The sequence below is a fragment of the Salipiger sp. PrR007 genome (assembly GCF_010499845.1).
Taxonomy (GTDB): domain Bacteria; phylum Pseudomonadota; class Alphaproteobacteria; order Rhodobacterales; family Rhodobacteraceae; genus Salipiger; species Salipiger pacificus_A.
Window position 1 is genome coordinate 131,464 of sequence record NZ_JAAGOZ010000017.1, and the last position, 13,225, is coordinate 144,688.

At 68.3% G+C, this 13,225-nt stretch carries 11 protein-coding genes; 5 read left to right on the forward strand and 6 right to left on the reverse strand.

Annotation, left to right across the window (positions count from 1 at the left end; genetic code table 11):
• Positions 1-16: 16 nt before the first annotated feature.
• From kdsA to G0Q01_RS07605, 3 genes are read right to left on the reverse strand one after another with little or no spacing between them, the layout of a single operon-like run.
• Positions 17-838 (reverse strand): 3-deoxy-8-phosphooctulonate synthase, encoded by an 822-nt coding sequence (kdsA, locus tag G0Q01_RS07595; protein ID WP_108967436.1) that lies wholly within the window; start codon positions 836-838, stop codon positions 17-19.
• Between the two features lie 29 nt (positions 839-867).
• Positions 868-1,656 (reverse strand): 3-deoxy-manno-octulosonate cytidylyltransferase, encoded by a 789-nt coding sequence (locus G0Q01_RS07600; RefSeq protein WP_164213189.1) that lies wholly within the window; start codon positions 1,654-1,656, stop codon positions 868-870.
• Positions 1,653-2,606: an SIS domain-containing protein gene (locus G0Q01_RS07605; RefSeq protein ID WP_108964158.1), complete on the reverse strand. Its 954-nt coding sequence runs from the start codon at positions 2,604-2,606 to the stop codon at positions 1,653-1,655. Before G0Q01_RS07605 ends, G0Q01_RS07600 begins: the two co-directional genes overlap by 4 nt.
• A 244-nt stretch (positions 2,607-2,850) precedes the next feature.
• Here G0Q01_RS07605 and G0Q01_RS07610 point away from each other — a divergent pair, with 244 nt between their 5' ends.
• Positions 2,851-3,285, forward strand: coding sequence for a GNAT family N-acetyltransferase (locus G0Q01_RS07610; protein ID WP_203594933.1), 435 nt, complete (start codon positions 2,851-2,853; stop codon positions 3,283-3,285).
• 6 nt (positions 3,286-3,291) lie between these two features.
• Here G0Q01_RS07610 and G0Q01_RS07615 read toward each other — a convergent pair whose 3' ends face one another.
• Positions 3,292-3,792, reverse strand: coding sequence for an SH3 domain-containing protein (locus tag G0Q01_RS07615; RefSeq protein WP_108964157.1), 501 nt, complete (start codon positions 3,790-3,792; stop codon positions 3,292-3,294).
• A gap of 106 nt (positions 3,793-3,898) precedes the next feature.
• Here G0Q01_RS07615 and G0Q01_RS07620 point away from each other — a divergent pair, with 106 nt between their 5' ends.
• The 3 genes from G0Q01_RS07620 to G0Q01_RS07630 all read left to right on the forward strand — a co-directional run bounded on the left by G0Q01_RS07620 (position 3,899) and on the right by G0Q01_RS07630 (position 6,810).
• Entirely contained in the window at positions 3,899-4,885 is a 987-nt protein-coding gene (locus G0Q01_RS07620) for a D-glycerate dehydrogenase (protein ID WP_095881881.1), read from the forward strand.
• A 57-nt stretch (positions 4,886-4,942) separates the two neighbouring features.
• Positions 4,943-5,785 carry a dTDP-4-dehydrorhamnose reductase gene (gene rfbD / locus G0Q01_RS07625; RefSeq protein ID WP_235939827.1) on the forward strand — a complete coding sequence of 281 codons (843 nt, stop codon included), beginning with the start codon at positions 4,943-4,945 and terminating at the stop codon, positions 5,783-5,785.
• Between the two features lie 140 nt (positions 5,786-5,925).
• A complete protein-coding gene (locus tag G0Q01_RS07630; RefSeq protein ID WP_164213191.1) occupies positions 5,926-6,810 on the forward strand; it encodes a hypothetical protein in 885 nt (294 codons plus the stop codon).
• 133 nt (positions 6,811-6,943) lie between these two features.
• Here the strand turns inward: G0Q01_RS07630 and G0Q01_RS07635 are convergent, their stop codons facing one another.
• Complete coding sequence (locus G0Q01_RS07635) at positions 6,944-8,509, reverse strand: 2-isopropylmalate synthase (RefSeq protein ID WP_164198553.1); 1,566 nt, start codon at positions 8,507-8,509, stop codon at positions 6,944-6,946.
• Positions 8,510-8,853: 344 nt separating this feature from the next.
• Here G0Q01_RS07635 and G0Q01_RS07640 point away from each other — a divergent pair, with 344 nt between their 5' ends.
• Positions 8,854-11,823, forward strand: coding sequence for a calcium-binding protein (locus G0Q01_RS07640; protein WP_164213192.1), 2,970 nt, complete (start codon positions 8,854-8,856; stop codon positions 11,821-11,823).
• 51 nt (positions 11,824-11,874) lie between these two features.
• Here the strand turns inward: G0Q01_RS07640 and epsE are convergent, their stop codons facing one another.
• Complete coding sequence (gene epsE, locus G0Q01_RS07645; RefSeq protein ID WP_164213286.1) at positions 11,875-13,083, reverse strand: exopolysaccharide biosynthesis GT4 family glycosyltransferase EpsE; 1,209 nt, start codon at positions 13,081-13,083, stop codon at positions 11,875-11,877.
• Positions 13,084-13,225: the final 142 nt, after the last annotated feature.

Here is a 13,225-nt window from a genome sequence, read left to right on the forward strand (position 1 = left end):
AGAGAGGGCGGGGCGCTTACGCCCCTTTTGCCACCTCGTCGAGCGCGCGCAGCGTCGTCAGCAGCGCGCCGAGCCGGTCCACGGGTACCATGTTCGGCCCGTCCGAGGGGGCGTTGTCCGGATCCTCGTGGGTTTCGATGAAGACCGCCGCGCAGCCCACGGCCACGGCGGCGCGGGCCAGCGTCGGCACGTATTGCCGCTGGCCTCCCGACGACGTCCCCTGTCCGCCCGGCAGCTGCACCGAATGGGTGGCATCGAAGACCACCGGGTAGCCGGTTTCCGCCATGATCGGCAGCGCGCGCATGTCCGAGACCAGCATGTTGTAGCCGAAGCTCGCGCCGCGCTCGCACAGCAGCAGCCGCTCGTTGCCGGTGCTGGCGATCTTGTCCGCCACGTTCGCCATGTCCCAAGGTGCCAGGAACTGGCCCTTTTTCACGTTGATCGCCGCACCGGTCTCGCCCGCCGCCAGCAAAAGGTCGGTCTGGCGCGACAGAAACGCGGGGATCTGCAGGATGTCCACGGCCTGCGCCACCGCGCTGCATTGCTCGGCGGTGTGGATGTCGGTGAGCACCGGCACGCCGAACTCGGCGCCGATCTGCGACAGGATCGACAGCCCCGCCTCCATGCCGATGCCGCGCTTGCCCGAGAGCGAGGAGCGGTTGGCCTTGTCGAAGCTGCCCTTGAACACCCACGGGGTGCGCGCGGCCTCGGCGGCGGCGGCGATCTTTTCGGCCAGCATGCGCGCATGCTCGAGGCTTTCCAGCTGGCACGGCCCGGCGATCAGCGCCAGTGGCGCGTCATTGGCGAAGGTGACGGATTTGACGGCGACGGGTTTCATGGCGGGACTCCGGACGGGTTCCTGGGCGGTCATGCGATGCCTTCCTTCTTCAGAACGGCCTCGATACGGGCCACGTCGACGGGGTTGTTGAGCTCCCAGAACACCCGGCCCCGCGCCTCGACGGGCACGCAGGTGACCGGCGTTCCGTTCTCGAGGAAGCGCAGTTGCTCGAGCCCCTCGGCGCGCTCGAGCGGGCCCTCGTTCCAGGCGGCGTAGCGGCGCAGCGCGTCGGGGCGGTAGCCGTAGACGCCGACATGGTGCCAGACCTCGGGCGGGGTTTCGAGGTTGCCGACGTAGGGCAGCACCTCTTTCGAAAAGTAGAGCGCGGTGCCGTCGTGGCGCATCACCGCGGTGGTGCCGCCGACGCGGCCGGCGTGGCGGTCGGTGACGAAGTTGGCCAGGGTCTCCGGGTCGGTCTTCAGCACCGGGGTGGCCATCTCGACCGACCGATCCTGCATCGCGGCGATCAGCGCCTCGATGAACCACGGCGGGGTCAGCGGTGCGTCGCCCTGCAGGTTGATGACAATCTCCGGCGCGCCGTCCAACTGCGCCACACCCTCGGCACAGCGCTCGGTTCCATTGCGGGCCTCGGAGGAGGTCATCAGCACCTCGGCGCCAAAGCCGCGCGCCGCATCGGCGATGCGGTCGTCATCTGTCAGCACGTAAACCGCCGAGACGCCCTCGACGGTCAGGGCGGCCTCCCAGGCGCGCTGGATCAGGCTCTTCTTCTCGCCGGTGGCACCGGTCAGCTCGACCAGCGGCTTGCCCGGGTAGCGGGACGAGGCGTAGCGGGCGGGGATGAAGATGACCGCGCTCATGCCACACCTGCCCGCAGCGCGTCGTGGATGTGCAGCAGCCCGACGAGGCGCTCGGCCTCGTCGACCACCAGAAGGACCGTCCGTTTCTTCGCGTTGAGCACGCCGAGTGCCTCCGTAAGCAGGGTGTCGGGTTGGGTGACCAGCGGGCCGGGCGTGGCAACCTCTCCCGCGCGGCGCTCGAGCAGCCCCTCCATGTTGCGGCGCAGGTCGCCGTCGGTGATGATGCCCGCGACACGGCCCTCGGTGACCACCGCCGCGACGCCGAAGCCTTTCTGCGACATGACCACCAGCGCCTCGCTCATCGGGGTGGTCGGGCTGACCACGGGCAGCTCGTCGCCCTTGTGCATCACCGCCGAGACCCGCAGCAGCGCCGCGCCGAGCGAGCCGCCGGGGTGGAAATGTGCATAGCTGTCGCGGCCGAAGCCGCGGTTGCTCATCAGCGCCACGGCCAGCGCGTCGCCGAGCGCCATGCAGAGCGTCGTCGACGTGGTGGGCGCCATGCCGATGGCGCAGGCCTCGGGGGCGTCGGGCAGCAGCAGGATGTGATCGGAGGCGGTCGCCAGCGTGCTCTCTGCGCGCTTGGTGATGGCGATCATCGGAATCGAGAAGCGCGCGCAGTAGCCGATCATGTCAGCCAGCTCTCGGGTCTCGCCGGAATTGGAGATCAGGATCACCGCATCCGCCGAGGTGATCATGCCAAGATCGCCATGGCTGGCCTCGCCGGGGTGGACGAATTGCGCCGGGGTGCCGGTCGAGGCCAGCGTCGCGGCGATTTTCGCGGCGACATGGCCGGACTTTCCCATGCCGGAGACGATGACCCGGCCACGGATGTTCAGCAACAGAGAGACCACGGCGTCGAACTCCGCGGGCAGTTCGTCGGAGAGCCGGACCAGCGCCTCGGTCTCGGTGGCCAGCACCCTGCGGGCGATGTCGGAAGGGGTTTCGGACATGGGGATCCCTGATCTTGAGATGCCCGCGTGTTATCCCGCAATCGCCGGCTTGTCCAATGGCGCGGCGCGGCAGGAGCGGTCGTGCCCGGGGCACAGATGGCCCGTCGCGACGGCGCAGCGACTCGTCAGCGCGGGACGGGCGGCGCCGCAGCTTGGGCAGAGGGCTCGAAAGCGGCGGTTTGCCGTTTGCGTGCCCGCGCCGCGCCGCTATGGAAAGGCACCTTTCGCAAGAGGACCGGAGCACATGCAGATCACGCGCCGTATCGCCACGCCTTCGGACGCGCCGCCGCTCGCCGAGCTGCGGGCCGAGGCGATGCGCCCGAGCCTCGAGGCGCTGGGGCGCTACGACCCGCTGCGCGTGCGGCGGCGGTTCCTCGACAGCTTCGATCCGGCGGAGACGGTGGTTCTGCTGCAGGGCGATCAGCTTGCCGGCTTTTTCGTCCTGCGCCGGCGGCCGGAGGAGCACTATCTCGACCATCTCTACCTTGCCGCGCAAGCGCGCGGCCTCGGGCTTGGCCGCAGGGTCATCACGGAGTTGCAGGACGACGCGCGGGCGGCGGGCGTGCCGATCCGGCTCATGGCGCTCAAGGGCAGCCCGGCGAACCGCTTCTACCGCGCCTGCGGTTTCGAGGCCGTGGGCGAAGAACCTTTCGACGTGCTCTACCGCTGGCAGCCCTGAGCGGGGCTATTCGAGAATCTCGTCCGCCTTGACGCCCCAAACCGCGGACTTCGGCGCCCAACCGTCGTAGCCGCCGGCGGACAGTTCGCACCAGTCTTTCTCGCAATGCTCGAGATGGGCGATCACCCCGACCGCCAGCTTGGCCTCGACCGGGGCGTCCGGATCGGGGCGCAGGTGCAGCTCGAGCATGTCCTGCTCGACAAGCACCGTGCGCACCCCCGACAGCAGCGCGTAATGGATCCAGCCGCCCATGCCGTCCTTGTCGCGCACCCGGCGCCAATGGCCATATTCGGCGATGATCTCGAGCGGCATGTCCCGCCGGGTGTAGACCCAGTCGATGCGGTGGGTGAGCGAGGGGCCGCGCCGGGCGTTGCCCTCGTTGGTCTTCAGCGACACGTAGCGCGGCAACGGCAGGTTGGTGACCGGCCCGCGCTCTTCGGCCGCCTGCGCGGCCGTGCCGCAGAGCAGGGCGGCAAGCAGCCCCGCCAACACAGAAGTCCTGACCATCGTGTCTGTCCTGCTCGAGATTTTACGCCGGGGTTCTTGTGCCCCGTGCATGCTTGCGACAGTGTGCCAAAGCAAAGAGCGTAAGGAAAGGGAGGCCCTGACCGGAATGCCGCAGAAACGCCTGACTGTTGTCGTGACGCGACGTTTGCCGGAGGTGGTGGAAACCCGCCTGAGCGAGCTTTTCAACGTCAAATTGCGCACCGACGACCTCGCGATGACTCGCGCGGAATTGACCGCGGCAATGGCCGAGGCCGACGTCCTGGTGCCGACTCTGACCGACCAGATCGACGCCGGGCTGATCGCCCAGGCCGGACCGCGACTCAAGCTGATCGCCAATTATGGCGCGGGCGTCGATCACATCGACGTGGAAACCGCCCGGGCGCGGGGCATCATGGTGTCGAACACGCCGGGGGTGATGACCGACGATACCGCCGATATGGTGATGGGGCTGATGCTGGCGGTGATGCGCCGCATGCAGGAGGGGCTCGCCACGATGCAGGAGGGCAACTGGGCCGGCTGGGCGCCGACCGCCTTCCTCGGCACGCGGCTTGGCGGCAAGCGGCTCGGCATTCTCGGGATGGGGCGGATCGGCCAGGCGGTGGCGCGGCGCGCCTCGGCCTTCGGCATGCAGATCCACTACCACAACCGCCGCCGCCTGCGAGAAGAGACCGAGGAGGCGCTCGAGGCGACCTATTGGGAGAGTCTCGACCAGATGGTGGCGCGGATGGATGTGGTCTCGGTCAACTGTCCGCACACCCCCTCGACCTTCCACCTGCTAAACGCCCGCCGGCTGCGGCTGATGAAGCCGTCGGCTGTGCTGATCAACACCTCGCGCGGCGAGGTGATCGACGAATCGGCGCTGACCCGGATGCTCAAGGCGGGCGAGCTGGGCGGTGCCGGGCTCGACGTGTACCAGCACAAGATCAAGGGCAACCCCGAGCTGGTTAACATGCCGAACGTCGCGATGCTGCCGCACATGGGCTCGGCGACGCTCGAGGGGCGCATCGAGATGGGCGAGAAGGTGATCATCAACGTCAAGACCTTCGCCGACGGGCACCGCCCGCCGGATCAGGTCGTGCCGGCGATGCTCTGAGCCGCCGGGACAGCATTTCCTAGATATTCAAGACACGGGTAGATCATGCGAATTCTGATGTTCGGATCGACGGGGCAAGTCGCGCGCGAGATCGAGCGCCGCGCCCCCGTCGTCTCACTGTCCCGCCAGGACGTCGACCTTACCGACCCGGCCGATTGCGCCGAGGCGGTGCGGGCCGAGGCCCCCGACGTGGTGATCAACGCCGCCGCCTATACCGCCGTCGACCAGGCAGAGAGCGACGAGATCACCGCCGCGCGGGTCAACGGCGAGGCGCCGGGCGCCATGGCGCAGGCCTGTGCCGACCTCGGCATCCCCTTCATCCACATCTCGACCGATTACGTTTTCGACGGCACCGGCGATCAGCCGTTTGTGCCGGATGCGCCCACCGCGCCGCTCGGCGCCTATGGCCGCACCAAGCTGGCGGGCGAGGAGGCGGTGCGCGCCGCGGGCGGTCCGCATGCGATCATCCGCACCAGCTGGGTGGTTTCGGCCCACGGCAAGAACTTCGTGAAGACCATGCTGAAGCTCGGCGCCGAACGCGACAGGCTGACCATCGTCGCCGACCAGATCGGCGGGCCGACCCCGGCGGCGGACATCGCCGAGCTCTGCCTCGCCGCGGCGGGCCAGCTCATCAAGGCGCCGGAGAAGTCGGGCACCTACCACCTCTCGGGCGCCCCCGACGTGAGCTGGGCCGACTTTGCCCGCGAGATCTTCGCCCAGTCGGGGATCTCCTGCGAGGTGGTCGATATCCCGACCTCCGAGTTCCCGACCCCGGCGAAGCGCCCGGCCAATTCGCGCCTCGACAACAGCGCGACCGAGGCCGCCTTCGGCCTGCCGCGTCCGGACTGGCGGGTGGGTCTGGCAGCGATCCTTGCGGAGCTTCAGGCCAAGGAGGGCTGAGTCCCTCCGTCGCGCGGCGCCTGCTCGCATTCTCTTAAAAACGCCGGGAGTCTCCGTTTTCCCGCCATTCTTCCGCACCCTTTCCGCCCCGCGTTTGCGCGAATGTGGCGGCATCGCAACGAAGCGGATGAGGGTGACCCATGGAGCGGACACTGGAGCGCGGCCTGTCGTCCTGGCAGGCCTGGGGAACGGGCAACGGCGCCCATTACGACTTTGCGGCTCAGGACCTGGCGCGCGTCGATGCCGGCATCGCGGCCGGGGTCTTTGGGTATGAGGCGATCGCGGCGCGGGGTGACGCGCTGGACGAGGCGCGGGTCGAAGATGCGCTCGCCGAACACGCTCATGCCCATGAGCAGGCGCTTCAGGCGCAGGGCCGGAAATCGAAACTGGCGCTGCTGCGCGGCGAGGCCGATGGAAGCGTGCGCGGGCTGCGCAACGCGGTGATCAGCATCGGGTATTGGTTCGACTCGCATCATGCGCCCGAAGAGACCGCGGCGCTGCCTGCCGAGGCGGGCTACGCCGAAAGCTGGCGGATCGGCTGGGCGGAGCGCCTGCCCGAGATCATGCAGCTCTCCGTCGATGGCCCGCTCGAGGACATGGGGCTCGAGTCCAGCGGACATGTCCCGCGGAGCGACCCAGTGCCGCATCCTTTCGCGCCGCAGGGCGCGACGGGCGCCGAGGGCGCGGGACCCTCCGATGCCGGGCGTGCCTTTCTCGAAGAGATGTTGGCGGATGAGGACGAGCCCCCGGGCTTCGACTTCGCCAGCCACGACGCGGCGGGCAGCCCGGTGCAGCACGGGCAGGAGGCTCTGGCGCAGGAAGAGCTGATGTTGCTCGAAAACCAGTACGCGGCGCTGCATGGGGCACTTTTCGACGGAGACGCCATCTGGAAGGTGCAGGGCGACATCGACCATCCCCATGAGGTCGCGTCGCATCACGCCCCCGAGTACCCCGCCGCTCCCGACGGACAAGGTGACCACGGCCAGCCCCTGCATGCGGTGCTCTTCGACGGGCATTTCGCCTGAGCGCAGCGCGTCCAGTCGTTGCGCAGAAAGTCCCCGCGCGCCGTTGCCGGACCGCCAGAAAAAAGCCCGCTCCAAAGGGAGCGGGCTTTGATCTGTCACGACAGGGACCTGTCAGCCGATGGCTGCAGGGGACTCAGCCAAATTCCTTGTAGCTGATTTCCTTCTGGTCGGTGCCGGTCTTGCTGCGGCGCACGTGCAGTCGGTTGAGCGCGTTCACATAGGCCTTGGCAGACGCATAAACCGTATCGGTATCCGCCGACTGGCCGGTGGCGATCTTGCCGTCCTCTTCGAGGCGCACCGAGACGGTTGCCTGCGCATCGGTGCCCTCGGTCACCGCGTTCACCTGGTAGAGCTGCAGCCGCGCCTCGTTGGGATAGAGTGCCCGCACTGCCTTGAAGGTGGCGTCAACGGGGCCGTCGCCTTCCATGACGCAGGATTTCTCCTCGCCGCCAACTTCCATCTCGAGCGTTGCCTCGGCCGGCCCGCCGGTGCCGCAGACGACCTTGAGCGAGACGATTTCGAGGTGATCGGCGCCATCGGTCATCGCCGCCGTCACCAGCGCGAGGATGTCCTCGTCGAAGACCTCCTTCTTGCGGTCGGCAAGGTCCTTGAACCGCACGAAGATGTCCTTGAGCTGGTTGTCACCAACGTCGACGCCGAGGTCCTTGAGCTTGGCGCGGAGCGCGGCGCGGCCCGAGTGCTTGCCGAGCGGCAGCGAGGTGCCTGCGAGACCCACGTCCTCGGGGCGCATGATCTCGAAGGTTTCCTTGTTCTTGAGCATGCCGTCCTGGTGGATGCCCGACTCGTGGGCAAAGGCGTTCTTGCCGACGATCGCCTTGTTGAACTGCACCGGGAAGCCCGAGACCGTCGCGACGCGGCGCGAGATGTGCATGATCTTGCGGGTGTCGATCTTGGTCTCGAACGGCATGATGTCGCCGCGCACCTTGAGCGCCATCACCACCTCTTCGAGCGCGGTGTTGCCCGCCCGCTCGCCAAGGCCGTTGATGGTGCATTCGATCTGCCGCGCGCCGGCCTCGACGGCGGCGAGGCTGTTCGCCGTCGCCATGCCGAGGTCATTGTGGCAGTGGGTCGCGAAGATGATCTCGTCGGCGCCCGGCACCTTCTCGATCAGCATGCGGATCAGCTCGGCCGATTCCACCGGCGCGGTGTACCCCACGGTGTCGGGGATGTTGATCGTGGTGGCGCCCGCCTTGATGGCGATCTCGACCACGCGGCAGAGATAGTCATGCTCGGTCCGGGTCGCATCCATGGGCGACCATTGCACGTTGTCGCAGAGGTTGCGGGCGTGGGTCACCGTTTGGTGGATGCGCTCGGCCATCTCGTCCATGGTGAGGTTCGGGATGGCACGGTGCAGCGGCGAGGTGCCGATGAAGGTGTGGATGCGCGGGCGGTTGGCGTGTTTCACCGCCTCCCAGCAGCGGTCGATGTCGTTGAGCTGCGCCCGGGCAAGGCCGCAGATCACCGCGTTCTTCGAGCGCTCGGCGATTTCTGAGACGGCGCGGAAATCGCCCTCGGAGGCGATCGGGAAGCCCGCCTCGATGATGTCGACCCCCATCTCGTCGAGCAGCTCGGCGATCTCGAGCTTCTCGTCGTGGGTCATGGTCGCGCCGGGCGACTGCTCGCCGTCACGGAGGGTCGTGTCGAAGATGTACACGCGGTCTTTGGCTTGGTCTGTCATTTTTCGGATCTCTTGAATCGTCGTCCTAGAAAGGGTTCGCCGGCGCGAAACGGTCCTCCTCTGAGCGGTCGCGCCGAGATGCGCGCTCAGAGGCGGATTAGGACTAGACGCAGGCCAAGCGCAACCGGCGCGCGGAATGCACGTGCAGCAGCGGGGATATGGCCAAGGGTCATCATGGCCGCGACTATACGCAGCGGCAGCGAAATGAAAACCGCAAATACCGCGAGAGGCCCGGAAAGTTACGCCGCAGTGCAGCACGACCCTTGTGCCGCTTGAGTGACCGTACCGCGTGCCCATATGTTCCGGGAAAGCCGTTTGGTTCAGGATTGTTTCGGGGGAATTTCATGGTCGGGCGTTTTCTGAGGGCAGCATTGCTGGCTGCCGGCTGGCCCCTTGCAGCGCTGGCGCAGGAGGGCGGCAGCCCCGAGCGCGAGGTCTATGTCTTCGGCAACTCGCTGGTGCATTTCCTCGGGCAGGAGGCGCATAGCAACACGCCCTACTGGCTCGCGCAGCTGGCGAAGGCTGATGGCGCGCGGCTGTCGCTCGACGGGCAATGGGGCTTCCTGCGCGACTTTTCCGACAACCTGCCACCCGAGCCGAACTGGACGATCCCCGGGGTGAGTAACCATTGGGACCCGGGGCGCGGCGCCTTCGGCGATGCGGGCTTCGACGCGGTGCTGATCACCCCGGCGAACTTCCTGCAGTACCAGGTCTCGGACGCGCCCTATCCGGGCAACAACCCCTCGGGCACCAGCCCGATGGATGCGATTCTCACCGTCGCCGACTGGGTCGAGGGGCACGCCCCCGGCACGCCGCTCTGGATTTACGAGGGCTGGCCCGACATGGCCTCGGTCGCCGGGGACTATCCGCCCTCGGCGCGGGGGATGCGGCGCTACCACGATTACACGCTCGGCGCCTATGGGGTCTGGTACGATGACCTGCTGGACAAGCTGCGCGCGGCGCGTCCCGGCCAGCCGGTGCAGCTCATTCCGGTGGCGCGGGTGCTGTCGGAACTGCTCGAGGAGGGCGGGCCGCTGCAGGACGTGCCTGCGCAGGCGCTCTACGTCGACGATGCGCCGCATGGCACGCCCTCGCTTTACTTCCTTGCCGCCATGGTGACCTACAGCGCGCTTTACGGCACGCCGCCCCCCGAGGGCTATGCGCCGCCGCCCGAGATCGACCGGGCGATCGCCGCCGTCTACCCGCAGATCGCCGCGCATGTCTGGCAGGTGGTCTCCGAGGGGCTGCCCGAGAAGGCCGCGGCGGTGGCGCCTGCGCTGGAAGCGCCCGAACAGGGTGCCGCTGAGCCGGCCGCAGACACGTCGCTGCCGCCGCGCCCACGGCTTGCACTGCCCGACGCCGGGGCCCGTCCCGAGGGTGCCCCGGCCTTGGCCATGGGGCTCAACGGCCTGTCGGACTGGTCCACCCAGCATCCCTTTGTCGACCTGATGAAATCCTCGCGGCCTTGGATTGGCCACTTGCCGGGGCAGTGGGGCGGCGTGGAGATCGACGCGCTCCGCGCCCTTGGTGTGTTGGACGAGAATGGGTGGCCGCTGCGCATCCCCGAGGGGGTCGAGCGGCTGGAAGCCCTGCTGCTCACCGATCAACCCGAGGCCGCGCAGCACCTGCGCGGCACCTACGTGGTGACCTGGCAGGGCAAGGGCGATCTGCAGCTCACCGGCCGCGCCAGCCGCGTGCGCATGGATGAGGGGCGGGCGCTCTTCGACTACGCGCCGGGCGAGGGCTCGGTGGGCATCTCGATCTCGGCGATCGATCCCGAGGACCCGATCCGCGACATCCATGTGGTGCGCGAGGATCAGGTGCCGCTTTTCGAAGCCGGTGCGCTGTTCAATCCGCACTGGCTGGCGCGCATCCACGACCTGCGCAGCCTGCGCTTCATGGACTGGATGATGACCAATGGCTCCCCGGCGCAGCGCTGGGATGACCGCCCCCGCTTGAGCGATGCCACCTGGACCGCCTGGGGTGTGCCGCCCGAGGTGATGATCGACCTTGCCAACGAGGTCGGCGCCGATCCGTGGTTCGCCTTGCCGCATATGGCCGATGACGACTACGTCCGCCGCTTCGCCGAGTTGGCGAAGACGCGGCTCGATCCGGGGCTCAAGGCCTATGTCGAATATTCCAACGAGGTCTGGAATTTCATCTTCCCGCAGGCGCAATGGGCGACCCAGCAGGCCGAGGCGCGCTGGGGCCGCTCGGAGACGGGCTGGATCCAGTTCTACGCGCTGCGCGCCGCGCAGGTGATGGACATCTGGAGCGAGGTTTACGGCACAGAAGCCGGCGCGCGGCTTGTCCGGGTGATCTCGACCCACACCGGCTGGCCGGGTCTCGAGGAGCAGATCCTCACGGCGCCGCTGGCCTATCTCGCGCTCGGGCGCGCGCCGCAGGAGAGCTTCGACGCCTACGCCGTCGCGGGCTACTTCGGCTACGAGCTTGGGGGCGAGGAGATGGCGAAGCAGATGGACGACTGGCTCTCGCGCGCCGAGATGCAGGCGCAGGAGGACGGCGAGGCGCAGGGGCTGCGCCGCGTTGCCCTGCGCGAATACGTGAAAGAACATCGTTTTGATGCCGCGATGCTGCCGGTGGCGCTCGCGCTGCAGGAGGGCTCGCTGGCGGAACTGACCGGCGAGATCCTGCCCTATCACGCCGAGGTTGCCGACAAGGCCGGGCTGCGGCTGGTGATGTACGAGGGCGGCACCCATGTGGCGGCGCAGGCCGAGCGGCTGCAGGACGAGAGGCTCACCGCATTTTTCGAGCAGTTCAACTACAGCCCCGAGATGGCCAAGCTCTACGAGCAGCTGCTGAATGGCTGGATGGCGGCGGATGGCACGCTCTTCAATGCCTTCGTCGACGTCGCCCCGGCCTCGCAGTGGGGCAGCTGGGGGGCGCTGCGGCATCTCGATGATGCAAACCCGCGCTGGGACATGCTGATGAGCTACAACGCCGCAGCGCCCACCCATTGGGAAGAGCGCCCCCCGGGCACCTTCGACGACGGGCTGCTCCTGCGCGCCGCGCCCGGTGGCGCGACGCTGGAGGGCAGCGCGCGGCCCGATGTGCTGCTTGGCGGGGCCGGGAACGATCTGCTGATCGGCAAGGGCGGCGACGATCACCTCAACGGGGGGGGCGGCGAGGACCGGGCTCTGCTGCCGGGCGCGCAGGGGGAGTACACCTTCACGCACGATGCGGCGGGGCGGCTGCTGGCGGCGGGGCCGCGCGGGCGGGTCACGCTCTACGCCGTCGAACTGCTGGGCTTCGAGGACACGCCCGAGGCGGATCTCCCCACCGCCGGCCTCTGAGGCCCAACTCTCTTCAAGAAGAGCCGCAAGGGCCCCGGATGGTCTTTGCCGCTACTGCCGCGCGCGCAGGATTTCCTCGACCAGTGTCTCGGCGCCGAGGCTGGCGCGGAAGTCACGTTCGACCCGTTCCCGTCCGGCCGCGCCAAGGCGGCGGGCGGTCTCGGGGTTCTGCGCCAGGTCGCGGATCGCCCGCGCCAGCGCCGTCGGGTCCTTTGGCGGCACAAGCTTGCCGCAATGCCCATCGTCGATCAGCTCGCGCACCCCGCCCGCATCGGTGCCGATCACCGGCACGCCGCAGGCCATGGCCTCCATGTAGGCCACGCCGAGCGGTTCGTGCCAGGAGGCCAGAACGAAGACATGCGCCGAGAGCAGCTTGTCGCGCACCGCCCCGGCGTCGATCGCCCCCAAGAGCTTCACGTGGTCGCGCAGTCGCAGCTTGCGCAGATGTGCCTCGAGCTCGGCGCGGTAGCCGCTGCCGCCGGCGTCATCCTCGCCAGCGATCTCCAGCCGCACGTCGACGCCCTGGTCGAGCAGCTGGCGCATCGCCGACATCAGGTCCTGGTGGCCCTTCACAACGTTCAGCCGCCCGCAGGAGAAAAGCCGCACCGGGCGGCCCTTCTCGGGCGGCACATAGGGCGCGTCGCGGCGCAGCTCCTCGGTGTCGACCCCCATGGGGCGGATCACCATGCGCTGCGGCAGGTTGTCCCCCAGCGCCGCGTGCAGCTCATCCGTCAGCTTGCGGGTGATCACCGTGGCAAAGGCGGCCTCGCGCCATTTCACCCGCTGGCCAGGGCCGTAATCCGACAGCGGGCCATGCAGGGTCAGCGAATAGGGCGCGCCGCCGAGCCTCTGCGCGAGATTGGCCACCAGCGCGGCGCGGGCGCAGCTGTGCACGTGGACGTGGTCGAGCCCATGCCTCCGCGCGTAGGCCCGCAGCGCCTCGGCGGCCGAGAGCGTCAGCGCCGTGTCCCGGGCAAAGCCCGGCCCTTCGCGCAGGAGGTCGCGCGCAAGCCGACCCGGCAGCAGCCGGGCCAGCGTGGTCGCCGCCGCCAGGGGGCGAATCTCGCCAAGATAGGTGGTGCGGGCGATGGCGTCCTTCGACCAGCTGTGCGCGATCAGCCCGCTGGGCGGCACGCGCGTCGACAAAAGGTGCACCTCGTGGCCCATGGCCTCGAGCGCCTGCACCTCGCGCCAGAAGAAGATATGCGTCTGCCCAGGGAACTGGGGAACGAGATAGCCAATCCGAAGATTTTGCGACAGCGGAACCCCCACGCGTCGAACAGCAGGCCGGGACGGCCGTCGACAATTAAACCACAAACTCCCTCAAATCATTCTTTGGCCATAGTTTGCTGGCAAAGCTACCCTGTCCTGGTGCAGGACATAGGCATGTGTGTCGTCCTTG

Excerpts from the sequence above, each read along its gene's own strand:
- kdsA (WP_108967436.1), bottom strand. The coding sequence starts at position 838 with ATGAAACCCGTCGCCGTCAAATCCGTCACCTTCGCCAATGACGCGCCA.
- G0Q01_RS07610 (WP_203594933.1), top strand. The coding sequence starts at position 2,851 with ATGCAGATCACGCGCCGTATCGCCACGCCTTCGGACGCGCCGCCGCTC.
- G0Q01_RS07605 (WP_108964158.1), bottom strand. The coding sequence starts at position 2,606 with ATGTCCGAAACCCCTTCCGACATCGCCCGCAGGGTGCTGGCCACCGAG.
- G0Q01_RS07635 (WP_164198553.1), bottom strand. The coding sequence starts at position 8,509 with ATGACAGACCAAGCCAAAGACCGCGTGTACATCTTCGACACGACCCTC.
- G0Q01_RS07615 (WP_108964157.1), bottom strand. The coding sequence starts at position 3,792 with ATGGTCAGGACTTCTGTGTTGGCGGGGCTGCTTGCCGCCCTGCTCTGC.
- G0Q01_RS07600 (WP_164213189.1), bottom strand. The coding sequence starts at position 1,656 with ATGAGCGCGGTCATCTTCATCCCCGCCCGCTACGCCTCGTCCCGCTAC.
- G0Q01_RS07640 (WP_164213192.1), top strand. The coding sequence starts at position 8,854 with ATGGTCGGGCGTTTTCTGAGGGCAGCATTGCTGGCTGCCGGCTGGCCC.
- rfbD (WP_235939827.1), top strand. The coding sequence starts at position 4,943 with ATGTTCGGATCGACGGGGCAAGTCGCGCGCGAGATCGAGCGCCGCGCC.
- G0Q01_RS07630 (WP_164213191.1), top strand. The coding sequence starts at position 5,926 with ATGGAGCGGACACTGGAGCGCGGCCTGTCGTCCTGGCAGGCCTGGGGA.
- G0Q01_RS07620 (WP_095881881.1), top strand. The coding sequence starts at position 3,899 with ATGCCGCAGAAACGCCTGACTGTTGTCGTGACGCGACGTTTGCCGGAG.